Origin of the sequence: Microbacterium sp. ZW T2_14 (assembly GCF_044987405.1) — a bacterium.
Taxonomy (GTDB): domain Bacteria; phylum Actinomycetota; class Actinomycetes; order Actinomycetales; family Microbacteriaceae; genus Microbacterium.
This window is the reverse complement of the sequence record NZ_JBJDRK010000012.1, coordinates 68,309-91,273: the sequence shown is the minus strand read 5'-3', so window position 1 is coordinate 91,273 and position 22,965 is coordinate 68,309. Positions and strand designations below refer to the sequence as shown.

The window sequence follows — 22,965 nt, the reverse complement described above, 5'->3', positions numbered from 1 at the left end:
AGATGATCCTGCACCGGCGTCGCGGTCGGGCGCGCGCGGGAACAGGATTCCGCGGCATCCGTCTACGACTACTACGGCGCCCATCAGGCCGGCATCACGACGCCGGTGCAGGATCATCTGCACTTCGCCTCGTTCGACATGATGGCGCGCACCGACCGCGACGACCTGGTGGCGCTGCTCCAGGACTGGTCGTATGCCGCGGCCCGCATGACGCAAGGGCTCGACGTCAGCGCGACGGGGGCGGTGGGCGGATCGCCCGAGGCGCCGCCGGACGACACCGGCGAGGCGCTGGGACTCCCGGCGAGCGGCCTCACGATCACCTTCGGCTTCGGCCCGACGCTGTTCGAGAACGACGAGGGCGATCGTTACGGCCTCGCGGCGCGACGCCCGGCCCAGCTCGAGCAGCTGCCGGCCTTCCTCGGCGACGACCTCGACCCCGCGCTCTCCGGCGGCGACCTGTGCATCCAGGCCTGCGCCGACGATCCGCAGGTCGCCGTGCACGCGATCCGCAATCTCAGCCGCATCGCCTTCGGGCGCGCCCGCCTGCGGTGGTCGCAGCTCGGCTTCGGGCGCACGTCCCGCACCACGGCGGCGCAGGCCACGCCGCGCAACCTCTTCGGTTTCAAGGACGGCACCGCGAACATCCTCGCGACCGACGACGAGGCGCTCAGCAGCCACGTGTGGGCCGGGGCCGGGGACGAGCCCGCCTGGATGGCGGGCGGTTCGTACCTCGTCGCCCGGAAGATCGCGATGCTCATCGAGACCTGGGACCGCGTGCGCCTCTCGGAGCAGGAGTCGATCATCGGCCGCACCAAGGGCGAGGGGGCGCCGCTGTCAGGCGGCGACGAGTTCACCGAGCCCGACCTCGACGCCACGGGTGGGGACGGCCAGCCGGCGATCGCGACGACCAGTCACGTTCGGCTCGCTCACCCCGACGTCAACGACGGCACCCGGATCCTGCGACGCGGCTACAACTTCGTCGACGGCAACAACGAGCTCGGCCGCCTCGATGCGGGACTCTTCTTCCTGTCGTATCAGCGCTCGCCCGAGCAGTTCGTGCGGCTGCAGCGGTCGCTGTCGACCGACACGATGAACGAGTACGTCCGCCATGTCGGCTCTGGACTGTGGGCCGTTCCGGCGGGTGCCTCGCCCGGATCCTTCGTCGGAGCCGCGCTCTTCGCCTGAGCCTCCGGCTGCCGCGTCAGCCGTTCTGGCGCGGGTCGGGCCGCGGCGCCCGCGGCTGCTCGCGTGGCCGACGGGACCCGGTCGGGTCGCTACGCCGCCCTTCGCGCCGCGTGAGAGCGGGGTCCGCGAAGAGCCACCGCGGGCGCGGCTCGATGAGCGGGCGGAAGAGCCGCCGCACCGGGCGCGTCGCCAGCCCCAGTGCGATGAGCACCGAGCCGACGATGACCAGGGGCAGCCAGAGCCAGGTGGGCTCGGCGTTGCGCAGCAGGCCGTTCTCCCGGAACGGGTACAGCACGAACGAGTGCAGCAGGTAGACGTACATCGTGTACTGACCGAAGTGGGTCCACCAGTGGCTGTCCCGCGGCAGCAGCGCGAAGAAGGCCGCCGACAGCAGGACCGCCACGATCATCAGGGCGAGGCGCACGCCACCGGCCCACCACTCGGTGCCGCCGATGGACGCGTAGTTCTCGTCGTAGAAGAGCCACTCCCGCAGGTTCATGGCGCGCCAGTCGTCGACGAAGAACCACGCAGCCCAGGCGGCGACGGCGAACAGGCCGACGCTGCCGGCGACCACCCACCACGGGCGACGGTCCAGCAGCCGCAGCCGGGCGACGATGTCGTGCTCGCGCAACCACCAGCCGAGCGTGAAGAACGGCAGCAGCCCCAGAGTGCGCGACAGCGAGAACGTCGAGTCGATGTTGGGCAGGTAGCCCGCGCCGATCGAGATCACGACCGTCCAGAGCAGCGGCCAGCGCAGCAGCGCCAGGTAGGGGAGGACGACGCGGAAGATGCCCAGCGCCAGCAGGAACCAGAGCGTCCACGAGGGCTCGGTGAGGTTGGGGTTGGCCTGCCCCTCGACGAGCCACTTCGTGAGGGTCCACAGGCCTTCGAACACGATGTACGGCAGCAGGATGTCGGTGATGACGCGTGCCATCTGCGTCCTCGTCGGGGCGTCCGACTTGGAGAAGTACCCGGAGATCACGGCGAAAGCCGGCATGTGGAAGGCGTAGACGACGAGGTAGAGGCTCAGCGCGATGTCGGAGTCGTACGTCAGGCGCTGCACGGCGTGGCCGAACACGACCAGGACGATGCACGCGAAGCGCGCGTTGTCCCAGAACGGCGTGCGCCGTCGCTGGCGGGCGGGGGACGCCGCCGGGGTGGCCGCGGTGGGGGGAACGTTGCTGCCGGTCATCGTCACCTCTCGCCGGGGCGCTGACCAGACTAGCCCGGGCCGACCCGGCGGCGCCCTCGCTTGACACTGAGTCCCACGCTGGCCGAATGTGAGTACGAGCGCGCGACGGTGCCGCCAAGAGGGGACGACATGACGGATGCTGCGACCGACGCCCTCGCACGCCCACCGGCGTCTGCTCCGCCGGTGGTGACGCTGAGCGCGGGCAGCGTCCGCGGAAGCCGCGAGGGCGGCATCGAACGTTTTCTCGGCATCCCGTACGCCGCTCCGCCGGTCGGCGATCTCCGCTTCGCTCCTCCGGCGCCCCCACCTGCATGGACAGGGGAGCGGGATGCCTCCGCTTTCGGTCCGACGGCGCCGCAGCGCCCGTACGCGCCGGCGATCGCGACCTACCTGGCCACCGTCGAGGTGCCGGGCGACGACATCCTGACCGTCAATGTCTGGACGCCCTCCGACCGCTCACCTGAAGCGGCGCTTCCGGTGCTGGTGTTCGTCCACGGCGGTGCGCTGACCCGCGGTACGACGGCGCTGCCGACCTATGACGGCGAGCGGTTCGCCCGCCACGGCATCGTGTACGTGTCGATCCAGTACCGTCTCGGCCAGGAGGGTTTCGCGGTGCTCGACGACGTGCCGCAGAATCTCGGCGTCCTCGATCAGCAGGCGGCGTTGCGTTGGGTACGCCGCGAGATCCGGGCGTTCGGAGGCGACCCCGGGCGGGTCACGGTCATGGGGCACTCCGCCGGGGCCAGCACGCTGACGGCGCTCCTCGCTCTGCCGCACGCGGGGGAGCTGTTCGACCGGGCGATCCTGCAGTCCGGGCCGCTGGTGGCGCAGCCTCCGAAGAAGGCGAGGCGCATGACGCGCGAGATCGCGAAGCGGCTGAAGGTCGCCGCCACGCGTGAGGGGTTCGCGGCGGTGTCGGCCGGCGACCTCGTGGCGCAGCAGACCGCCGTGGCCGCCGGAGGATCGCCTCTCGGTGGCGGTCCGACGGTCGCGCTCGCGATCGGCGGCGAGGCCGTCCCGCGCAATCCGCTGGACGCACTGCTCGCGGGAGCGGGTCGCGGCATCCCGGTCCTCATCGGATCCACGAGCGAGGAGTACCGGCTCTGGCTCGTCCCCTCCGGCACAGTCGACAAGGCGACGTGGCTGACCGTTGCTGCGGCGCGGCTCGCGGCACACGTTCCTGCGCGGATCGTGCGCGCGCATCGCGCGCGTCGTCCGGACGCCTCGCCGGGCGAGGTGCTCGGCGAGGTGGTCACCGACATGCTGCTGCGGGGACCCATCACGCGGTTCGCCGACAGCCGGGCATCGGGGGCGGATGCGGGGACCTGGGTGTACGAGTTCCGGTGGCGCAGTCCCGTCGACCGGCTCGGCGCCGCGCACGTCATGGAGCTCGGCTTCGTCTTCGACCGCCTCGCGCAGCCGGATGCGATCGGCATCGGCGGCCCGGACGGTCCGCAGGCGCTCGCCGACGCGATGCACCGCGCCTGGGTGTCGTTCGTCGTCGAGGGCGATCCCGGGTGGGAGGCGTGGTCGAGCCGCCGGCCGGTGCAGGCGTTCGACGCCGACGGCGGCCATATCGACTACGCGCCGCGTCAGGAGGAGCTGGACGGTCTTCCCGAGCGGTAGTCTCACAGTCGCGATGACGACGATCGACGACGCGCTCGCGCGCGACCAGGCCCTCCCCGACCTCGACTGGCACGTGTTCCCCGCCGGCACCGAGCACGACGTGTTCCCTGCCCCCAGCGGCGGGCTGGCGCGCGTGCGGCTGGGCGATCCCGGCGCGCCGCGCGTCGTGCTCGTCCCCGGCGTGGCGGGTTCGAAGGAGGATTTCGTCCTGCTGTTCCCGCTGCTGGCCGCGGCGGGCTACCGTGTCGAGGCCTACGACATCGCCGGGCACTACGAGTCGGCGGCGGCGGGGCCGCACCATCTCGATCCGCCGCGCGAGTCCTACGACTACGCCCTCTTCGTCGACGACCTCGTCGCCATCCTCGAAGACGGCGGACCGGCGCATGTGCTCGGCTACAGCTTCGCCGGCCTGGTGACCGAGCTCGCCCTGGTCGCCCGCCCTGATCTCTTCCGCAGCCTCACACTGATGGCGGCACCGCCGGCGACCGGCCAGGTGTTCCGCGGGGTGAAGCACATCGGCCCGATCTCCGACATGTCGCCGCACCGGGCGGCGGGACTCATCCTGTGGGGCATCCGCTACAACCTGAACCGCACGCCTCCGGGGCGCATCGCGTTCGTGCGCGAGCGGCTCGGCATCACCGGGCGCGCCTGCATCGACGACGTGGTCGGCCTGATGATGGACACCCCGGACTTCGCCGGCGAGGTGGCCGCGATCGACATCCCGAAGCTGATCGCCGTGGGCGAGCACGACCTGTGGCCGCAAGCCCAGCACGACGACTACGCGGCTCGCATCGGCGCACGCGTCGCGACGTACGCGACCGGGCATGCGCCGTGCGAGACGGCGCCCCACCAGCTCGTGCGCGACATGCTGCAGCTCTTCGCCGACGCGGCGTAGGGTGACGGGATGGCAGCGGCCGAGACCCCGAACGACCCGCCCGCCTGGTGGACAGGCGCGGTCGTCTACCAGATCTACCCGCGTTCGTTCCAGGACTCCGACGGCGACGGCGTCGGCGACCTGCGCGGCGTGCTGCGACGCGTCGACCATCTCGCGGAACTCGGGGTGGACGTCGTCTGGCTCTCGCCGATCTATCGCAGCCCGCAAGACGACAACGGCTACGACATCAGCGACTACCGCGACGTCGACCCGCTGTTCGGCACCCTGGCCGACCTCGACGAAGTGATCGCCGCGCTGCATGCCCGCGGCATCCGTGTCGTGATGGATCTCGTCGTCAACCACACCAGCGACGAGCATCCGTGGTTCGTCGAGTCCCGGTCGTCGAAGGACTCGCCCCGGCGCGACTGGTACTGGTGGCGCCCACCGCGCGAGGGCATGGAACCGGGGACGCCGGGTGCCGAGCCCACCAACTGGGGATCGGCCTTCTCCGGCCCCGCGTGGGAGCTCGACGAGGCGACGGGGGAGTACTACCTGCACCTGTTCAGCCGCAAGCAGCCCGACCTCAACTGGGAGAACCCCGACGTGCGGGCGGCCGTCTACGACATGATGCGCTGGTGGCTCGACCGCGGCATCGACGGCTTCCGCATGGACGTGATCAACTTCATCTCCAAGGTCGTCCGCGAGGACGGGTCGCTTGCCGACGGCGTCGTCGTCGACGGACGCTTCGGCGACAGCCGCCTGCAGACGGTCAACGGTCCGCGGCTGCACGAGTACCTGCAGGAGATGCACCGCGAGGTCTTCGAAGGGCGCCGCGACGCCCTGCTGCTCGTGGGGGAGACGCCCGGCGCCACCGTCGAAGACGGCCGCCTGTTCACCGACCCGTCCCGGCGAGAGCTCGACATGGTGTTCACGTTCGAGCACGTCCACATCGATCACGGCCGGGGCGGGCGGTTCGACCTGCGCCCGCTCGACTTGCGTGAGCTGAAAGCGACGATGGCGCGCTGGCAGCACGGGCTTTTCGACGCCGGGTGGAACGCGCTGTACTGGGAGAACCACGACCAGCCGCGCAGCGTCTCGCGCTTCGGCGACGACGGCGCGTATCTCCGAGAGTCGGCGACGATGCTCGCGACCGTGCTCCATCTGCACCGCGGCACGCCGTACGTGTACCAGGGCCAGGAGCTCGGGATGACGAACGCGCATTTCCGCGAGCTGTCGGATTATCGCGACATCGAGTCCCTGCGCTACGCGGCCGAGGCCCGTGCCCACGGGCGGCTCACCGACGAGCAGCTGGTGGCGGCGCTCGGATCGGGCAGCCGCGACAACGCGCGCACGCCGGTGCAGTGGGACGGCAGCCCCGCGGCCGGTTTCACGACGGGCGAACCGTGGATCGGGGTCAACCCCAACCACGTGACGGTCAATGCCGAGGCCGGGCGTGCGGATCCGGCATCCGTGTTCCACCACTATCGCCGCCTCATCGCGCTGCGGCACGAAGACCCGGTCGTGCGGCTCGGCGACTTCGCGCTGGTCGCGCCCGAGCATCCCCGCGTCTACGCCTTCACGCGCTCGGGCGGCGGTCCGACGCTCTTCGTCGCCGGCAGCTTCTCGGGCGACCCGCAGCAGATCGAGGTCGAGGGAGTCGATCCCGAGTCGGCAGAACTGGTCATCGGCAACTACGACGATGCGCCCGAGATCGTCGACGGGGTGCTGCGCCTTCGGCCGTGGGAGGCCGTGGTGCTGCGGGCGTCGCACGGAGCAGCGCCGGACGAGCGGTGAATCGAGCGGATGCCGAGGGCCGCGGCATCCGTTCGGGAATAACCTTTGAGCGGACACGTTGCACGAGATACATTCATTTGCATAGATTCGCCCGCGACGGAGATCCCGCACGGCGAACGGAGCCCTGAGTCAGGGGAAGCGGAGAAGCGATCGTGAGCGAGAGCACCACGTGGTCGGGAATGCAGTTCGGCATCTTCACGGTGAGCGACATCACCCAGGACCCGACCGACGGCACCACGCCCAGTGAGGCGGAGAGGATCCGGGCGACGCTCCGGATCGCGAAGCACGCCGAGGAGGTGGGCCTGGATGTCTTCGCCCTCGGCGAGCACCACAACCCGCCGTTCTGGTCGTCGTCGCCCACGACGACGCTCGCGTACATCGCCGCGCAGACCGAGCGCCTGATCCTCTCGACCGCGACGACCCTCATCACCACGAACGACCCGGTGAAGATCGCCGAGGACTACGCGATGCTGCAGCACGTGTCGGGCGGTCGCACCGATCTCATGATCGGGCGCGGAAACACCGGCCCGGTGTACCCGTGGTTCGGCAAGGACATCCGCCAGGGTCTGCCGCTCGCGATCGAGAACTACAACCTGCTGCACCGCCTGTGGCGCGAGGACGTCGTGGACTGGGAGGGTCAGTTCCGCACGCCCCTGCAGGGATTCACGTCGACGCCGCGGCCGCTCGACGGGGTTGCGCCGTTCGTCTGGCACGGCTCGATCCGCACGCCCGAGATCGCCGAGCAGGCCGCCTACTACGGCGACGGCTTCTTCGCGAACAACATCTTCTGGCCCAAGGAGCACTACCAGCGCCTGATCCAGCTGTACCGCCAGCGCTACGCCCACTACGGCCACGGCACGCCCGAGCAGGCGATCGTGGGCCTCGGCGGCCAGGTCTTCATGGCCGCGAAGTCGCAGGACGCCGTGAAGGCGTTCCGTCCGTACTTCGACAACGCGCCGGTCTACGGCCACGGCCCGTCGCTCGAGGACTTCAGCGAGATGACGCCTCTCACGGTGGGCTCGCCCCAGCAGGTGATCGACCGCTACGCCGCCATGCGCGACACCTACGGCGACTACCAGCGCCAGCTGTTCCTGATGGACCACGCCGGCCTGCCGCTGAAGACGGTGCTCGAGCAGCTCGACATCCTCGGCGGCGAGGTGGTCCCGGTGCTGCGCAAGGAGCTGCAGAAGAACCGTGCACCCGAGGTTCCGGATGCCCCGACCCACGCCAACCTCGTGGCAGCGGCGTACGGCGGCGAGGCGCCGCGCCAGGCGGTGCCGGGAGCGAACCGCGGTGACAACCTCGTGGGAACCAGCCCGTACCAGGACGCCGTGCCGACGGCAGGCTCCGCCGCTGGGGCGCCTGCGGGTGCCGCGTTCGGCCTCGGCCGGAAGGAGGCGTGACATGACCGCTCGCCGCATCGCCGTGATCTCGGCAGGGCTGTCGAACCCGTCTTCGACCCGCATGCTCGCCGACCGGCTCGCCGCCGCCACGACGAAGCAGCTGTCGGAGCGCGGCATCGAGATCGAGGTCGACGTGTTCGAGCTGCGCGACTACGCGCACGACATCACGAACAACCTCCTGACAGGCTTCGCCCCGCCGGCGCTGGAGTCGGTGATCAACGCGGTCGTCTCGGCCGACGCGGTCATCGCCGTCACGCCCATCTTCTCCACGAGCTACTCGGGTCTGTTCAAGTCGTTCATCGACGTGCTCGATCCCGATGCCCTCACCGGCAAGCCCGTGCTGATCGGCGCGAACGCGGGCACCGCGCGCCACTCGCTCGCGATCGACTACGCGATCCGCCCGCTCTTCACCTACCTGCATGCCGAACCGGTCTCGACCGGCGTGTTCGCGGCGTCGAGCGACTGGGGAGCGTCGGCCGACAACATCGCACCGCTCGCAGAGCGCATCGACCGTGGCGCGCGCGAGCTCGCCGAGGCGATCGCGCGTCGGGAGCCGGCGACGGACTCCGATCCGTTCGACCCCGACAACTACCTCGGCGAGGGACGCTCGTTCGGCCACCTGCTCGGCGGCCTCGCGGGCGAGTAGTCCTCAGCTCAGCACGATGTCCGCCGGTGCGCGGAGAGGGCGCCATGCCGCCTCTCCGCGTACCGGCGCGTCGCTGAGCCCATCGAAGCGCGGCAGCACATCGGCCTCGACGAGCTCACCGAGATCGACGCCGGAGAGCTCCTGGATGTCGGCGATCGGCACCTGGAAGGTGCGGAACGCGCCCAGTGCCGGCACGGCGAGCGCTCCCTGAGCGACGTCGATGAGCTCCGACTGGTCGAGCAGGAAACCTGCCGCCGCAAGGCGGGACGACGCGCCGTCGGGTGTCGCCCACGCGGCGACCTTGAAGAACCGGCGGGGGATGCGGATGCCGCGATACGGCGGATCGTCGTCGGCGAGAACCGGTGCCGTGAACACGCTGACGAGCTCGCCGGTCGTGTCGGCGAACTGCAGGACGTGATCCTCCAGGCCGAGCCACAGCTCCTTCGACTGGTTGAAGCCGCTCGCCTGCGGGGCGGCATTGGGATAGACGAAGGTCGCCTCCATCGCGTCGCGCGCCTCGGCCGCCGAGCCCCATCCCGGGTCGCGGCGGCGCACCAGATGCCCGCGATCCAGGTCATTCGCGGCATACACCGCCGGCCCGGTCTGCTCGGCCGCGGGAACGCGCGCATCGAGCTGCCACTCGCCCGTGCGCGGCAGATCGTGCAGCTCCGAGCCGTCGATGTTCACCGCCGTCACGACCGCGAGCCGCCGCTGCGGCTCGAGGAGGACAGTGAACCGCGGATACGTCAGCTCGCGCACCTCGCGTCCGTCCGCGGGGCGGGGGAGCGGCAGCGGGATGCCGAGGAAGAGGTCGTCGTAGGCATCCGTCGTCACATCAGTCACGGCTCCATCCTGGCGGCTCGCGGCGACGAGGACGCAGTCCCCTTCACGTGCTGCTGCGCAGGCGACGGGCGAGCACCGCATCGATCGTGAGGCCGATCCCGACCGCCAGCGCGACCGAGACGACCACCGCGACGACCGGCCCGCCGGGGAGGATCGCCGCGATCGCCGCGCCGATCAGTGCCTGGTACGCGGACCACGCCATGGCCGCCAGCCCGGCGATGCCCAAGAAGCGGGGTGCGGCGATCCCCGTCGCGCCGGCGGTCAGATTCACGGCCAGCCGAGCGAAGGGGATGAATCGCGCGGTGAAGAGCACGAGCGCAGCGCGTCGCTCGAGCCGCGCGCGCGACCAGGCGAACGCGGCGCGGACGCGGGGCGTCCGCATCCAGCGCCACCGTTCGAGTCCCACCGTCCGGCCGACGAGATAGCACGCCGCGTCGCCGGTGAGGGCGGCAGCCCCGGCGACGACGATCACCGCCGTCACCGCAGGCTCGCCCTGCGACACCGCCAGCGCACCCAGAGCCGTCACCGCCGCCTCGCCGGGGACCACGACGAGGAACGCGTCGCCGAGCACGAGCACGAACAGCAGCGGCAGCGCCCACGGGCTCCTCGCGACCTCGGTCAGCAGCTCGTCGATCACGTCTCCTTGGTAGTCGGCCGCGGTGAACGGCGACGGAACGGGGCACGTCCGGTGACCTGCCGCGGTGCATCCGGTGAACACTTGCGCGCGGGCGCCGGTTCGCGGCATCCGTCCGTGTCGGCGCCGCCACCCTGGAGGCGTGAGAGTCGCACTGCTCGCCGAATCGTTCCTGCCCCACATGAACGGGGTGACAGGGTCGGTGCTCCACGTCCTGCGCCATCTCGCTGCCCAGGGGCACGAGACGCTCGTCATCGCGCCGCGCGCGGGAGAGATCACCACCGACCTCCACGGCGCACGGACCGAGCTGCTGCGCTCGGCGCCGCTGCCCTCGTATCCCGAGGTGCGCGTCGTGTTCGCGCGCGCCGCACGGCTCACCGCGATCCTCCGCGACTTCCGGCCCGATGTCGTACACCTGGCGTCGCCGTTCGTGCTGGGCTGGCAGGGACTCGCAGCGGCCGATGCGCTCCACGTGCCCGCGGTCGCGGTCTATCAGACGGACGTCGTCGCCTACGCCGAGAAGTACGGGATGCCGCAGGCCGCGGCGCTGGTCGGCCGCCACGTCGCCCGCCTGCACCGGCGCGCCACCCTCACCCTCGCCCCCTCCACGGCATCGCTGCAGCAGCTCGACGCGCTCGGCGTCGACCGCCTGCGCCGGTGGGGGCGCGGCGTCGATACCACCCGCTTCGGGCCGGAGCGACGCAGCGACGCGTGGCGCGCGCGGGTGGCGCCGGGGAGGACGATCGTCGGCTACGTCGGTCGCCTCGCCCCGGAGAAGCAGGTCGAGGACCTCTCCGCGCTCACGGGGCTCGACGGCACGCGCCTCGTGATCGTGGGCGACGGGCCGGCCCGGCAGGCGCTCGAGCGCGCGCTGCCCGACGCCGTGTTCACCGGACATCTCACCGGCGGCGCGCTCGCGGAGGCGCTGGCCAGCTTCGACGTGTTCGTCCATCCCGGCGAGAGCGAGACGTTCGGCCAGACGATCCAGGAGGCCCTCGCCAGCGGCGTGCCGGTGGTGGCGACCGGGATCGGGGGCCCGGTCGACCTGGTGCGCTCGAGCGTCGATGGCTGGCTCTACGGTCCGGGCGATCTGCGCGACCTGCGGGCCCGCGTCGCCGACCTGGTCGGCGACGCGGGCAAGCGGCGCGCGTTCGCGGCCTCCGCCCACGAATCGGTGCGCCACCGCACGTGGGACGCCCTGTGCGGCCAGCTCGTCGAGCACTACGAGGACGCACGGATGCTGCGCCCCATCGATGACGCACTGCGCCGGCGTGCCGGCATCCGCCCGTCCAACCCGTCGACCCCGTCCGCCGGGGCGCCGGTGCGACCGCGGTGGTCGCGGTACGTCGCCCTCGGCGACTCGCTCACCGAGGGCCTCTGCGACACGTCGCGGATGCCGGCGGGGCAGCACCGGGGATGGGCGGATCGGCTGGCGCAGCTGCTGGCGCACGAGTCCTCCGAAGCAGGGCCGTTCCGCTACGCGAACCTCGCGGTGCGCAGCCGTCGCGTGCGCGACCTCACGGCCGAGCAGCTTCCGCGGGCGCTGGCGCTGCGTCCCGACCTCGTGTCGATCCTCATGGGCGCCAACGACCTCGTCGGCCGGCGTGTCGACATCGCGCGGCTGGCGGCCGAGCTGGAGGCATCCGTCCGTGCGCTGCGGGACGCCGGCATCGACGTGCTGCTCGTGACACCGTTCCTGCCGCGTCGGCGTGCCGCCGTGGTGTTCGAGCGGAGGTTCGCCGCCTTCGCCTCCGAGCTGCGGCGGATCGCGGCCGACACCGGTGCGATGCTGCTGGACCTGGAAGCGATCCCCGCGATCGGAGACCTCGACCTCTGGTCTGCCGACAGGGTGCACCTGCGGTCGCGAGGGCACCGGTTCCTCGCCTATCGCGCCGCGGACGTGCTCGGCGTGCGTGACGCGCAGGCGCTCGGCGGGCTCGACGCCGCCCTTCACGCCGACGACGATCCGGTGGCGCCGGGTACGTGGCTCAGCCGGGACGTGCTGCCGTGGGCCTGGCGGCGTCTGCGCGGACGGACGGCGGGCGACGGCGTCGCGCCCAAGCACTCCGGCTACGTCGTCATCGGCGGCCGCGGCGACGTGCGTGCGCCGACACGCGCGTCGTGACGACCTCGGTCCCGCCTCGATGCGAGAGGCGGTTGTTCACGCCGGGCGCGTCCCCCTCAGGCATGCGGTAGAGTGGATCCCGATAGGCGAACTCTCATTCGTCTCGCCCCGGCTGTGTGGTAACGGTCGGGGCTTCCTTTTTTCTGCCTAGTGCCGCCTCGCAGACCCGGGTGCGGTTCGCATTCACCAACCGACCGACATCCACCGCCGGCAGGTGCAGCGACTCAGAGCTGCGCCGCGCGGTGCCGACGCAGCCGCCGGCCGATCACTCCGTGGTGGATCGTGCGGCGCGACAGCACGGCCGCGCCGAAGAAGCAGAGCGCGCCGATCGCGGTGCCGAGGTTCGTCCACTGCACGCTGACGAGCTCGCCCGTGGACGGAACGACGTAGGCCGCGACCGCGGAGACGGCGAACGCGATCGACCCCAGCATGCCGAGGCCCGTGCCGTGCCAGGTGCGCGCGTCGCGATCCCACAGGCGTTCGCGCCCGCGCGTCGCCTCGACTGCGAGGAAGCTGGACACCAGGAACGCGAGCGACCCCCAAGCGTCGGGGCGCCATCCCACCCCCACGGCGTCGGGGCGGGCGATCGCCGCGAGCAGCGCGACGAGCGTCGAGGTGTTGAAGAGCAGCGTCCCGGCGAACTGGATGGCGGCGGACCACCAGTCCGCGCGGTCGGGCCGGCTCGTCTGCGCCTTCGGCGGCCGGCGCCCACTGAGGAGCAGCTGGATCAGGGCCGCGACGGTGAAGAACACCGATCCCACGAAGAACGTGACGCCGGTCCACACGACCCCGGCCCACTGCGCGTACACGGGCAGTGCGCCGGCGAAGAAGCACAGGGAGCCGATCGCGAAGCCCCACGCCTCACGCCGCAGCCGCCGCAGGCGGACGGGCGCTACCGCGGGCGTGGTGCCCGCTGTCGGGCCGACGGCTGCCGGAGGCGTGTCGACACGCTCCTCCGGCGTGCCGTCGCTCACGCCTCGGGGTCGATCTCGCCAGACTCGACCGCCGCTTCGCGCTCCTCGAGATCGAGCTCGTCGACCTGCTTCTCGACCGATTCCATCGGGTCGAGCGTCGCGGGCGGCAGCTCGAACTCCGCGTCGTCGTCGAGCGGGACGTCCCGGTCGTCGTCGGGGATCTGCTCACGGAAGTCGCTCATCGCCCGCCTCCGGTCGTCAGCCGCTCTTGCGGCGGAACTCGCGCTTGGTCACCGCGCCGTGCGTCCCATGGATCGAGGACTCGCCGTCCAGGTGCGACTCACCGTCACGGTGCTGCGCGTTCTTCTTGTCGAGTGCTTCCTTGAACTTGCGCTTCATCTCATCGGATGCCGCGCCCGCCGGCTTCTCGTCGGTGCTCATGACTCCCACCCTACGCACGCCCGACGACGATGTCATTCGGTGTTTCCGCCGCCTCCGGTCGGCCGTGGGGCCGGGACGGGTACCACTGATAGGATCGGACAGGCTGCCCTCGGGCATCCGCTCAATTCAACATGAGCTCACGGAGCAGGCCGGCAGCTAGCTGGTCCCCTGTGGTGGTCTCCTCGTCGCATCCGCGCCGGGTGGATTTCTACTGGTGGCCAGTGCTGGCGCGAATCGCGGCACGGCCGCGCGCCGAGATCTGCCTGTTCCTGCTCCTTCGCACAAGCTCGTGCGCGAAACGCGCGTGCGAGCCTAAACAAAGAAGGAGAGACCTCTTGGAAGGTCCTGAAATCACCGCCGCTGAAGCCGTTCTCGACAACGGCCGCTTCGGCACCCGTACCGTCCGGTTCGAGACCGGACGTCTCGCGCAGCAGGCGCAGGGCGCGGTCGCCGCGTACCTCGACGAGGAGACGATGCTCCTCTCGGCCACCAGCGCGAGCAAGCAGCCCCGTGAGGGCTTCGACTTCTTCCCGCTGACCGTCGACGTCGAAGAGCGCTCGTACGCCGCGGGCAAGATCCCCGGCTCGTTCTTCCGCCGCGAGGGTCGTCCCTCGACCGAGGCGATCCTGGTGTGCCGTCTCATCGACCGCCCGCTGCGTCCGTCGTTCGTCGACGGCCTCCGCAACGAGGTGCAGATCGTCGTGACCGTGCTCTCGATCGCTCCCGGCGAGTTCTACGACGCGCTCGCCATCAACGCCGCCTCGCTGTCGACGCAGATCTCCGGTCTGCCGTTCTCCGGCCCGATCGCGGGCGTGCGCCTCGCGCTCATCCCCGGCCACGGCGAGCACGCCGATCAGTGGATCGCGTTCCCGACCGTGTCGCAGCTCGAGGAGGCCGTCTTCGACCTCATCGTCGCCGGTCGCGTCATCACCGATGCCGACGGCAACGAGGATGTCGCGATCATGATGGTCGAGGCCGAGGCCACCGAGGGTTCGTGGAACCTGATCAAGGCCGGCGCCGTCAAGCCCAGCGAGCAGGTCGTGGCCGAGGGCCTCGAGGCCTCGAAGCCCTTCATCAAGCAGCTGGTCGCCGCGCAGAACGTCGTCGCCAACACCGCGGCGAAGGAGATCAAGCAGTTCCCGGTCTTCCTGCCCTACAGCCAGCAGACCTACGACTTCGTCGCCCACCGCGCGTACGACAAGCTCGTCCCGATCTACCAGATCGCCGACAAGCAGGATCGCCAGAACGCCGACGACGAGCTGAAGGATGCCGTCAAGGCAGAGCTCCTCGCCGCCGTCGAGTCCGGCGAGCTGCCGGCTGTCGCGACGCTCGAGTTCTCGGCGGCCTACAAGTCGGTCACCAAGACGATCGTGCGCGGTCGCATCCTCGCGGAGGGCGTCCGCATGGACGGCCGCGGCCTGGCCGACATCCGTCCGCTCGACGCCGAGGTGCAGGTCATCCCTCGCGTCCACGGCTCGGCGATCTTCCAGCGCGGTGAGACCCAGATCCTGGGCGTCACGACGCTGAACATGCTGAAGATGGAGCAGCAGATCGACTCGCTGTCGCCCGTCACGCACAAGCGCTACATGCACCACTACAACTTCCCGCCCTACTCGACCGGTGAGACCGGCCGTGTCGGGTCGCCGAAGCGTCGCGAGATCGGGCACGGCTTCCTCGCCGAGCGCGCGCTCGTGCCGGTGCTGCCCAGCCGCGAGGAGTTCCCGTACGCGATCCGCCAGGTGTCCGAGGCTCTCGGCTCCAACGGCTCGACGTCGATGGGCTCGGTCTGCGCGTCCACGCTCTCGCTCCTGAACGCGGGTGTGCCGCTGCGCGCCCCCGTCGCCGGAATCGCGATGGGTCTGGTGTCGGACGAGGTCGACGGGCAGACGCGCTACGCCGCGCTGACCGACATCCTCGGCGCCGAGGACGCGCTCGGCGACATGGACTTCAAGGTCGCCGGCACGAGCGAGTTCGTCACGGCGATCCAGCTCGACACGAAGCTCGACGGCATCCCGTCGTCGGTGCTGACCGCTGCGTTGCAGCAGGCCCGCGACGCCCGCCTGACGATCCTCGGCGTGCTCAACGCCGCGATCGACGGTCCGGACGAGATGGCGCCCACCGCACCGCGCGTCATCAGCGTGCAGATCCCGGTCGACAAGATCGGCGAGCTGATCGGCCCGAAGGGCAAGACGATCAACGCGATCCAGGACGAGACCGGTGCGCAGATCTCCATCGAGGAGGACGGCACCGTCTACATCGGCGCGACCGACGGCCCGTCGGCCGAGGCCGCCCGTGCCCAGGTCAACGCGATCGCCAACCCCACCAACCCGGAGGTCGGCGAGCAGTTCCTCGGAACCGTCGTGAAGATCGCGACGTTCGGCGCGTTCATCTCGCTCCTGCCGGGCAAGGACGGACTGCTGCACGTCAGCGAGGTCCGCAAGCTCGCCGGTGGCAAGCGCGTGGAGAACGTCGAGGACGTCCTCAACGTCGGTCAGAAGATCCTCGTGAAGATCACGAAGATCGACGACCGCGGCAAGCTCTCGCTCGAGCCGGTGCTCGAGGAGCCCGCCGATCAGGAGGGTCGCGCCGCGGCCAGCGAGGGCCCGGAGGCTCCCGCAGAAGGCTGAACGATCCCGCCGACGGCACGTCCGCCCGCTGAATCCGTTCAGCGATGAAGCGAGCCGCAGGTTCACGGATGCCCGTCCCTCATCGAGGGGCGGGCATCCGTCGTCCGGTCGGCAGAATGCCCCGTGTGTCCCCCGAAAAGGGGACAGAACCCCAAGGATCAGCGGTTCGTGATGAAACCGTTATGTAATGTTTATCGACAGTTCGCCTCAGTGGCCGGAGCGCTGTCCGGACTGTCCTAGCCTGTGAGTACGCGCCGGGGGGCGCGCGGACAGTGATCACGAAAGCTCCGCGGGGCGGTCGTGGGGGGTGGGACATGGCGTACTTCGGCGTTGACTCGACGCTCCCACCGGCGAGCCCGGATGCCGCCGCAGGCGCTGCCGCGTCTCAGCCCGCTGCACGCGGCCCGCATCCGTCGGCCCCCATCCCCGTACAGGGACCCGCCGTGGGCAGCGGCGTCCGCGTCGCGCTCGGGGAGAGCGGCGCCGAGGTGTTCCCGCTGATCCTCGGCGGCGCCGAGTTCGGATGGAACGTCGACCTCGAGTCGAGCCACGCGATCCTCGACGCCTACACCGAACTGGGCGGCAACGCCGTCCACACCGCCGACAGCTATTCGAGCGGCCGCAGTGAGCACATCATCGGCCAGTGGCTCCAGTCCCGCGGCCTGCGTGATGACATCGTCCTCGCGGTGCGCGTGGGCGGTCACGCCGACAATCCGGGGCTCGGCCCGGTCAACCTGGTCCGCGCCGTCGAAGCATCACTGACGCGGCTGCGCACCGACCGGATCGACGTCCTCTACCTCGATGCGACGGCCGATCCCGGCTCGTCGCTCGAGGACACCCTGGCCACGGCGGAGTGGCTGGTCGAGGCCGGCAAGGTGCGAGCACTCGGCGTGATCGGCTACACCGCCGCACAGCTGGTCGAGGCGCGCATCCTCGCCTCGGCGGGCTACCCGCGCATCACCGTGCTCGACGTGCCCTTCAACGTGCTGCGTCGGCATGAGTTCGACGCCGATCTGCGCCTCGTGGCGGGAGCCCAGGGCATGGTCGTGACGCCGTCGCACGCCCTGGAGCACGGATTCCTCGCCGGCCGGCAGCGTTCCAAGCTCCGCGGCGCCCTGTCGGTGCGCGGCGCGCAGCTGGCGGCGAACCTGAACCGTCGCGGCAGCCGTACCCTGCGGGCGCTCGACGCGGTCGGCGCCGAGCTCGGGGTGCCCGACGCCGCCGTGGCGATGGCGTGGCTGCTCGCGCAGAAGCTCGTCGTCGCGCCCATCGTCAACGCCTACGCGCCGCAGCACGTCGAAGAGCTCGTGCAGGGCGTCGGCGTCCGCCTCAGCCGCGCTCAGCTGTCGGACATCGCCCGCGCCTCGGAGTAGCCCCCGCCCGTGGCGCCGCCGCGGCCGACGCGCCCGTCCACAGGCTCATGGGCCACGGCGCCGACGTGTCGTAGTGTGGATGAGGTGCCTTTCCCCCAGGCATGTGACCCCCGACGGAGTGAGCTGCGTGACGCACTACATCTATCTCGTGCGGCACGGTGAACATCAGGACGCCCAGCACGGACTGGTCGACGGACCCCTCTCGCCGCGCGGGCGCCGGCAGGCGGCCCTGCTCGCGGATCGCCTCTCGGGAGTGCCTTTCGACGCGGTGTGGCACTCACCGCTCGAGCGGGCGAGTCAGACGGCGCGCGCGGTCGCGGAGCGGATGCCGTCGCTGTCGCCCGAGCCGTCGGCCCTCCTGTTCGACTGCGTGCCCACCGGCATGACCGACGAGACGCCGGCGGCGTTCGAGCCGTTCTTCGGCTCGGTCACCGAGGCCGAGGTCGAGGCGGGCCGTGCGCAGATGTCCGACGCCACCAGCGAGTTCCTGGCCCGCAAGCGCGGGGAGGTGCACGAGCTGCTGATCACCCACAACTTCGTCATCGCCTGGTTCGTGCGCGAGGTCCTGCAGGCGCCGGAATGGCGGTGGATGACCCTGAACCAGGCTCACTGCGGTCTGAGCGTCATCGCGCAGAAGCAGGGGCGACCGTGGACGCTGCTGTCGCACAACGACATGGCTCATCTGCCTGTGGAGCTGCGCACCGGCCTGCCCGAGGTCTATCCCGTCTGAGCGGTCGCGCCGGTCAGAGCGCCTTGCCGTACCAGCGGGAGGCGTTGGGGTTCTCGTTGTAGGGCTCGATGGCCTCGAAGCCGGTGCGTGCATAGAGGGCGCCGGCCGCCTCGAGGGAGTGGTGCGTGTCGAGCACGAGCTCGGCCGCGCCGAACTCGCGCGCGCGCCGCTCCAGGTCTTCGACGAGCAGGCGGCCCCAGCCGCGGCCGCGCGTGACCGGGCGCAGGTAGAGGTGCTTGAGCTCGTAGCGGGTGCCGAGCGGCCCCTCCGGGATGAGGCGGATGCCGCCGCATCCCTGTGCGACGCCCTCTTCGTCGTCCAGCACGACGAAGACGCCCGCGGGCGGCACGAACGCGGCCGGATCGGGGAAGGTCGTGCGGTACGAGACGCCCTGGTCCGCGAACCCTTCGGTCCGGACCTGGAAGTACTCGGCCAGCAGGGCGTGAGCATCGGGTGCGTCGACGGGGGAGGAGCGCAGTTTCACCACCCCTCCAGCGTAGGCGGCCGCGCGGGTCCGCCGGCCGGGAGGGGCCTGCGGGCGCCGCCTAGGATGGATTCATGACGACACGCGTGGCCATCGTGGGCGGCACCGGGAAGCTCGGCGCGATCATCCGCGATGCGGTCGAGGCCGAACCCGGGTTCGAGGTCGCGGGCGTGCTGTCGTCGCGGTCCGAGCTGTCCGAGCTCGACGGCGCCGATCTGGTGGTCGACGCGTCGACGCCGGCGGTCTCCATCGACGTGGTGCGGGCGGCGATCGAGCGGGGTATCAACGTGCTGGTCGGCACCTCCGGCTGGTCGGCCGAGCGCATCGCGCTCGTGCGCCCGCTCGTCGAGGCGGCCGGCACCGGCGCGGTGTTCATCCCCAACTTCTCGATCGGCTCGGTGCTCGGTTCGGCCCTCGCTGCGGCCGCAGCCCCCTTCTTCCCCTCCATCGAGATCGTCGAGGCGCACCGCGAGTCCAAGATCGACTCGCCGAGCGGCACGGCAGTGCGCACCGCGGAACTGATCGCGGCCGCAAGGACGTCGGTCGGGCCGGTCGAATCGCCGCACGTCGACCAGCGTGCCCGCGGTCAGCAGGTCGCGAGCGTGCCGATCCACTCGCTGCGCCGCCCCGGCGTCGTCGCCCGTCAGGAGACGATCCTCTCCGGGGCGGGCGAGTCGCTCACCATCGTGCACGACACAGTGGAGCCGGCGCAGGCGTATGGTCCCGGCATCCGTCTCGCTCTGGTGGCGGCCCGCGACGCGACCGGCGTGACGGTCGGCCTGGACAGCCTCATCGACATCGGCATCGGTGGCCGCCGGGTCGCTGTCGACGCGTCTCCCGTCGCCGAGGACGGGGTGCCCGGCCAGGTCGCCCGCGCGACCGGCGCATGACCGCCCGCATCGGCGTCGTCGTCATGGCGGCGCTGCTCGCGCTGTACATCGTGCTCGTCGGGCAGCGGGCATGGCTGCTGGTCGTCAGCGGCGATCCCGTCGGCATCGCGATGGGCGTCGCCCTCGTCGTCCTGCCCGTCATCGCCGCGTGGGCGCTCGGCCGCGAGCTGTGGTTCGGCGTGCGCGCACAGCAGCTCGGCCGCCGTCTGGAGGCCGAGGGCGGGCTCCCGGCCGACGAGGTGACGGTGCGTCCGAGCGGGCGCGTCATGCGCGAGGACGGGGATGCCGTCTTCCCGGCGTACCGCGCCGACGCCGAGGCCCACCCCGACGACTGGCGGGCCTGGTACCGGCTGGGTCTCGCCTACGACGCCGCGGGCGACCGGCGTCGCGCGCGCGAGGCGGTGCGCAAAGCCATCCGCCTCGAGCCCTCCGACCGATCTCGCCGCGCCGGCTGACGCCTCGCATGCTCGCACCACCGTGCGAGAACACGGCGGAGCCGGGTCAGGCCGCGGCAGGTACGGCGGCCACCACCGCGTCCTCCACGGTCGGGTGGCTGAACTCGAACCCCGATTGCACGAGTGCCTCGGGCACGACGTTCGCATCCGAGGTCAGCAGTGCGTCGGTCGCATCGGGACCCAGGACCAGCTTCATGCCCCACACCGGTGCGCGCAGCAGGAACGGACGGTTCATCCGCACCGCGAGAGCGAAGCCGAGGTCGTTCGCCGTGGCGCGCGTGGGGCCCGCGAGGTTCACAGGGCCGGTCAGGCGCGCGTCGATAACGTGGCGGATGGCGCGCACCTCGTCCTCCAGTGAGATCCACGGCCATACCTGCGTCCCCCGGCCGATCGGGCCCGCGAGGCCGGCCTTCGTGAGCAGGAGCAGCGGCTTCAGCACCCCCCGCGGGTGCACGATCGGAGCCGTGCGGAGGACGGCCACCGCGGCATCCGCTCCCGCGCCGAAGGCCGCGGCCTCCCACTCGCCGCACAGGTCCGCGAGGAACGACTCGCCGCGGCGGGCGTCCTCGGCGAGCTGCACGCCCGGACGGGAGCCGTAGTAGCCGACCGCCGATGCCGAGACGAAATGCGGGGCGTCCGTGCCCAGCTCTCGCACCGCCCTGGCCAGGGCGCGCGTCGGCGCGATGCGCGACCACAGCAGGGTGTTCTTGTAGCTTCCGGTCCAGGGGAACCGGCCGATGCTCGCGCCGTTCAGACCGACGACGGCGGCGGCGCCCGCCAGCACGGCGGGATCGAGCGGCTCGGCGTTCGTGAGCCACTCGACTTCATCGGCGGCTTCGGCCGGCCGACGCACGAGGGTCGTGACCGTGAACCCGTCGGCCCGGAGGCTCTCGACGAGTGCCTCGCCGATGAGTCCCGACGCCCCCGCGACGACGACCCGGCGGCCGCCGTCGCCGGACGAGACAGCTTCAGGCAAGCGTCGCCTCGAGCGTGATCTCGATGCCTGCGAGTGCCTGCGACACCGGGCACCCGGCCTTCGCGCCCTGGGCGATGCGCTCGAAGTCCTCCGGCTCGATGCCCGGCACGACCGCGTTGACGTTGAGGTGGCTGCCGGTGATGCCGGTGCCCGGCTTGAAGGTCACCGAGGCGGTGGTGTCGATCGACTCCGGGGGAGTGCCGTTCTCGGCGAGCGCCAGCGAGAGGGCCATGCTGAAGCACGACGAATGCGCCGCGGCGAGCAGCTCCTCGGGAGTCGTGACCGAGGTCGATCCTTCGCTGCGCGCCTTCCAGGTGACGGGGTAGGTGCCCAGCCCCGACGACACGAGGCTGACCTCCCCGGATCCGTCGAAGAGTGCGCCCTTCCAGGCGGTGGTGGCTTCGCTGGTGACAGTCATGAGGGCCTCCTCGCTCGCGGTGCGCCCGGGTCGTGGGCGTCTCGCGTCAGCCTAAAGCGTCGGATGCCCTGCCGCGACGGTTCGCACGGCCCGAGTCGCGAGCTTCCCGCCTTTTTGACGGAGGGCGTCAGGCGGATGCCGGGCGGGCGCGCCCGACGATGCCGGCGCGCTGGAGCAGCAGATACAGCTGACACCCGAGGCAGAGCCCGAAGACGGCATTCAGGAAGGCGGCGATGAACGCCGCCGCGGCGGCGATGGTCAGTGCCCAGGGGACGCCGAGCAGCTGCAGCACGAGCCCGACGACCGAGACGAACAGGCCCACGCCCTGCGCGAAGCGCGGCGGGCGCGGGTCTTCGAGCTCCTTCGGCGGCGCGAGTCGCGGGGCGACGGCCTTGCGGTACAGCGCGCCCCACGGCGCGGTCCGCGGCGACACGACACCCCAGAGGAAGAGGAGCGCGATCACGAGCAGGAGCAGGAACGCGGGGTCGAGGACGCGCTGCGAGAGCGACACGTAAGGCAGCAGAAAAGCGCCCGGCATGCCGCCGATGTAGCCGTCGCCCGTCTCGGGATCGACCATGCCGATCAGCCCCGAACCCGCGGGCCATTGCGCCGTCGACAGGCCGGTCAGCCCGAGGAACACGTCGATCAGCAGCAGCACGGCGGTGATGCCGGCGACGAAGCGCGGACCCCGGGGGTCGATGCCGCGCGGGGCCGCAGTTGGGCCCACGCGCCCGGAGGCTCCGGACGACGCGCCAGCGGCGTCTGGAGTGGGCGTGGGGACCCGGTCAGACACTCGCGTCCTCGCCGATCAGCCGGTTGAGCTCCAGCTCGAGCACGTCGCGGCTCGGGGCGCCGCCGAAACGCGTCTGCACGACGCCGTCGCGGTCGAGGACGAGCGTTGTCGGCGTCTGCAGCACGTGGAAGTGCTTGGCGATGTCGGGGCGGTGCGTGAGATCGACGTCGAGGTGACGCACGCCGTCGTGCCCGTCGGCGATCTGGGAGAGCGTGCGATGAACGCCGGGGCAGCGCGCGCACATCTCGGTGCTGAACTGCAGGAGCGTCGCGACCTCGCCGAGTCCGTCGGCGCCCAGACGGGCCGGTTCGATCACCTCGTGCTCGACGTTGTGACGGGCGCGGGGCTGACGCCAGTTCACGAAGACACCGAGTGCCACCGTCGCCGCAAGAAGCACGGCGAGGGTGATGAGCGCTCCGACCAGGGTCACAGCAGATCAGGCTAACCGCTTTCCGGCGTCGGTGGGTCGCACGTGTGAATATGTCGCACTCGCCGTAACACGGCGATGGTGTCCGCCGGCAGCGGCGCGGCCACGACCCGCG

At 71.2% G+C, this 22,965-nt stretch carries 22 protein-coding genes and 1 pseudogene; 12 read left to right on the top strand and 11 right to left on the bottom strand.

Annotation, left to right across the window (positions count from 1 at the left end):
- Positions 1-6 precede the first annotated feature (6 nt).
- A pseudogene (gene efeB, locus ACI3KY_RS06565) lies at positions 7-1,185 on the top strand (iron uptake transporter deferrochelatase/peroxidase subunit); the annotation flags it as partial.
- Positions 1,186-1,201: 16 nt separating this feature from the next.
- On the opposite strand, the gene ACI3KY_RS06560 reads toward efeB, so the two are convergent.
- Entirely contained in the window at positions 1,202-2,377 is a 1,176-nt protein-coding gene (locus ACI3KY_RS06560; RefSeq protein WP_404929379.1) for an acyltransferase family protein, read from the bottom strand.
- Positions 2,378-2,506: 129 nt separating this feature from the next.
- Here ACI3KY_RS06560 and ACI3KY_RS06555 point away from each other — a divergent pair, with 129 nt between their 5' ends.
- From ACI3KY_RS06555 to ACI3KY_RS06535, 5 genes are all read left to right on the top strand, one after another.
- Positions 2,507-4,003: a carboxylesterase/lipase family protein gene (locus tag ACI3KY_RS06555; RefSeq protein ID WP_404929378.1), complete on the top strand. Its 1,497-nt coding sequence runs from the start codon at positions 2,507-2,509 to the stop codon at positions 4,001-4,003.
- A 13-nt stretch (positions 4,004-4,016) separates the two neighbouring features.
- A complete protein-coding gene (locus tag ACI3KY_RS06550; protein WP_404929377.1) occupies positions 4,017-4,898 on the top strand; it encodes an alpha/beta fold hydrolase in 882 nt (293 codons plus the stop codon).
- 9 nt (positions 4,899-4,907) lie between these two features.
- Positions 4,908-6,671 carry an alpha-glucosidase gene (locus ACI3KY_RS06545; protein ID WP_404929376.1) on the top strand — a complete coding sequence of 588 codons (1,764 nt, stop codon included), beginning with the start codon at positions 4,908-4,910 and terminating at the stop codon, positions 6,669-6,671.
- Positions 6,672-6,850: 179 nt separating this feature from the next.
- Positions 6,851-8,074 (top strand): LLM class flavin-dependent oxidoreductase, encoded by a 1,224-nt coding sequence (locus ACI3KY_RS06540; RefSeq protein ID WP_404929383.1) that lies wholly within the window; start codon positions 6,851-6,853, stop codon positions 8,072-8,074.
- Position 8,075: 1 nt separating this feature from the next.
- Complete coding sequence (locus ACI3KY_RS06535; protein WP_194413897.1) at positions 8,076-8,720, top strand: FMN reductase; 645 nt, start codon at positions 8,076-8,078, stop codon at positions 8,718-8,720.
- 3 nt (positions 8,721-8,723) lie between these two features.
- Here ACI3KY_RS06535 and ACI3KY_RS06530 read toward each other — a convergent pair whose 3' ends face one another.
- A complete protein-coding gene (locus ACI3KY_RS06530) occupies positions 8,724-9,563 on the bottom strand; it encodes a DNA/RNA non-specific endonuclease (RefSeq protein WP_404929375.1) in 840 nt (279 codons plus the stop codon).
- Between the two features lie 43 nt (positions 9,564-9,606).
- Complete coding sequence (locus tag ACI3KY_RS06525) at positions 9,607-10,200, bottom strand: DedA family protein (RefSeq protein WP_404929374.1); 594 nt, start codon at positions 10,198-10,200, stop codon at positions 9,607-9,609.
- A 139-nt stretch (positions 10,201-10,339) separates the two neighbouring features.
- On the opposite strand from ACI3KY_RS06525, the gene ACI3KY_RS06520 reads away from it, so the two are divergent.
- A complete protein-coding gene (locus ACI3KY_RS06520) occupies positions 10,340-12,322 on the top strand; it encodes a glycosyltransferase (protein ID WP_404929373.1) in 1,983 nt (660 codons plus the stop codon).
- Between the two features lie 224 nt (positions 12,323-12,546).
- Here ACI3KY_RS06520 and ACI3KY_RS06515 read toward each other — a convergent pair whose 3' ends face one another.
- From ACI3KY_RS06515 to ACI3KY_RS06505, 3 genes are read right to left on the bottom strand one after another with little or no spacing between them, the layout of a single operon-like run.
- Positions 12,547-13,296: a YrhK family protein gene (locus ACI3KY_RS06515; RefSeq protein ID WP_404929372.1), complete on the bottom strand. Its 750-nt coding sequence runs from the start codon at positions 13,294-13,296 to the stop codon at positions 12,547-12,549.
- Entirely contained in the window at positions 13,293-13,478 is a 186-nt protein-coding gene (locus tag ACI3KY_RS06510; RefSeq protein ID WP_404929371.1) for a hypothetical protein, read from the bottom strand. Before ACI3KY_RS06510 ends, ACI3KY_RS06515 begins: the two co-directional genes overlap by 4 nt.
- Positions 13,479-13,494: 16 nt before the next feature.
- Positions 13,495-13,677, bottom strand: a complete 183-nt coding sequence (locus ACI3KY_RS06505) for a DUF5302 domain-containing protein (protein ID WP_194413892.1) — start codon at positions 13,675-13,677, stop codon at positions 13,495-13,497.
- A 335-nt stretch (positions 13,678-14,012) separates the two neighbouring features.
- Between ACI3KY_RS06505 and ACI3KY_RS06500 the strand changes: the two genes are divergently transcribed.
- The 3 genes from ACI3KY_RS06500 to ACI3KY_RS06490 all read left to right on the top strand — a co-directional run bounded on the left by ACI3KY_RS06500 (position 14,013) and on the right by ACI3KY_RS06490 (position 18,407).
- Positions 14,013-16,304, top strand: a complete 2,292-nt coding sequence (locus tag ACI3KY_RS06500) for a polyribonucleotide nucleotidyltransferase (protein WP_404929370.1) — start codon at positions 14,013-14,015, stop codon at positions 16,302-16,304.
- Between the two features lie 314 nt (positions 16,305-16,618).
- Positions 16,619-17,677: an aldo/keto reductase gene (locus ACI3KY_RS06495; protein WP_404929369.1), complete on the top strand. Its 1,059-nt coding sequence runs from the start codon at positions 16,619-16,621 to the stop codon at positions 17,675-17,677.
- Between the two features lie 127 nt (positions 17,678-17,804).
- The gene (locus ACI3KY_RS06490) at positions 17,805-18,407 is read left to right on the top strand and encodes a histidine phosphatase family protein (protein ID WP_404929368.1); all 603 of its coding nucleotides are present in this window, start codon (positions 17,805-17,807) and stop codon (positions 18,405-18,407) included.
- Positions 18,408-18,420: 13 nt separating this feature from the next.
- Here the strand turns inward: ACI3KY_RS06490 and ACI3KY_RS06485 are convergent, their stop codons facing one another.
- The gene (locus ACI3KY_RS06485) at positions 18,421-18,894 is read right to left on the bottom strand and encodes a GNAT family N-acetyltransferase (RefSeq protein WP_404929367.1); all 474 of its coding nucleotides are present in this window, start codon (positions 18,892-18,894) and stop codon (positions 18,421-18,423) included.
- Positions 18,895-18,965: 71 nt separating this feature from the next.
- Between ACI3KY_RS06485 and ACI3KY_RS06480 the strand changes: the two genes are divergently transcribed.
- Both ACI3KY_RS06480 and ACI3KY_RS06475 read left to right on the top strand, forming a co-directional pair.
- The gene (locus tag ACI3KY_RS06480) at positions 18,966-19,781 is read left to right on the top strand and encodes a 4-hydroxy-tetrahydrodipicolinate reductase (RefSeq protein WP_404929366.1); all 816 of its coding nucleotides are present in this window, start codon (positions 18,966-18,968) and stop codon (positions 19,779-19,781) included.
- Positions 19,778-20,236, top strand: a complete 459-nt coding sequence (locus tag ACI3KY_RS06475; RefSeq protein WP_404929365.1) for a tetratricopeptide repeat protein — start codon at positions 19,778-19,780, stop codon at positions 20,234-20,236. Before ACI3KY_RS06480 ends, ACI3KY_RS06475 begins: the two co-directional genes overlap by 4 nt.
- A 46-nt stretch (positions 20,237-20,282) precedes the next feature.
- Here the strand turns inward: ACI3KY_RS06475 and ACI3KY_RS06470 are convergent, their stop codons facing one another.
- The 4 genes from ACI3KY_RS06470 to ACI3KY_RS06455 form a co-directional block, all read right to left on the bottom strand.
- A complete protein-coding gene (locus ACI3KY_RS06470; RefSeq protein ID WP_404929364.1) occupies positions 20,283-21,212 on the bottom strand; it encodes a TIGR01777 family oxidoreductase in 930 nt (309 codons plus the stop codon).
- The gene (locus ACI3KY_RS06465; RefSeq protein ID WP_404929363.1) at positions 21,205-21,630 is read right to left on the bottom strand and encodes an OsmC family protein; all 426 of its coding nucleotides are present in this window, start codon (positions 21,628-21,630) and stop codon (positions 21,205-21,207) included. The genes ACI3KY_RS06470 and ACI3KY_RS06465 overlap by 8 nt, the downstream gene beginning before the upstream one ends.
- Before the next feature lie 127 nt (positions 21,631-21,757).
- The gene (locus tag ACI3KY_RS06460) at positions 21,758-22,357 is read right to left on the bottom strand and encodes a DUF4395 domain-containing protein (RefSeq protein WP_404929362.1); all 600 of its coding nucleotides are present in this window, start codon (positions 22,355-22,357) and stop codon (positions 21,758-21,760) included.
- Positions 22,358-22,415: 58 nt separating this feature from the next.
- The gene (locus ACI3KY_RS06455; protein WP_404929361.1) at positions 22,416-22,853 is read right to left on the bottom strand and encodes a TlpA family protein disulfide reductase; all 438 of its coding nucleotides are present in this window, start codon (positions 22,851-22,853) and stop codon (positions 22,416-22,418) included.
- Positions 22,854-22,965 lie beyond the last annotated feature (112 nt).

Bases quoted from the DNA above. Each gene is read 5' to 3' on its own strand.
- ACI3KY_RS06550 (WP_404929377.1), top strand. From the start codon at position 4,017: ATGACGACGATCGACGACGCGCTCGCGCGCGACCAGGCCCTCCCCGAC.
- ACI3KY_RS06465 (WP_404929363.1), bottom strand. From the start codon at position 21,630: ATGACTGTCACCAGCGAAGCCACCACCGCCTGGAAGGGCGCACTCTTC.
- ACI3KY_RS06495 (WP_404929369.1), top strand. From the start codon at position 16,619: ATGGCGTACTTCGGCGTTGACTCGACGCTCCCACCGGCGAGCCCGGAT.
- ACI3KY_RS06545 (WP_404929376.1), top strand. From the start codon at position 4,908: ATGGCAGCGGCCGAGACCCCGAACGACCCGCCCGCCTGGTGGACAGGC.
- ACI3KY_RS06475 (WP_404929365.1), top strand. From the start codon at position 19,778: ATGACCGCCCGCATCGGCGTCGTCGTCATGGCGGCGCTGCTCGCGCTG.
- ACI3KY_RS06540 (WP_404929383.1), top strand. From the start codon at position 6,851: ATGCAGTTCGGCATCTTCACGGTGAGCGACATCACCCAGGACCCGACC.
- ACI3KY_RS06480 (WP_404929366.1), top strand. From the start codon at position 18,966: ATGACGACACGCGTGGCCATCGTGGGCGGCACCGGGAAGCTCGGCGCG.
- ACI3KY_RS06535 (WP_194413897.1), top strand. From the start codon at position 8,076: ATGACCGCTCGCCGCATCGCCGTGATCTCGGCAGGGCTGTCGAACCCG.
- ACI3KY_RS06510 (WP_404929371.1), bottom strand. From the start codon at position 13,478: ATGAGCGACTTCCGTGAGCAGATCCCCGACGACGACCGGGACGTCCCG.
- ACI3KY_RS06555 (WP_404929378.1), top strand. From the start codon at position 2,507: ATGACGGATGCTGCGACCGACGCCCTCGCACGCCCACCGGCGTCTGCT.
- ACI3KY_RS06560 (WP_404929379.1), bottom strand. From the start codon at position 2,377: ATGACCGGCAGCAACGTTCCCCCCACCGCGGCCACCCCGGCGGCGTCC.
- ACI3KY_RS06505 (WP_194413892.1), bottom strand. From the start codon at position 13,677: ATGAGCACCGACGAGAAGCCGGCGGGCGCGGCATCCGATGAGATGAAG.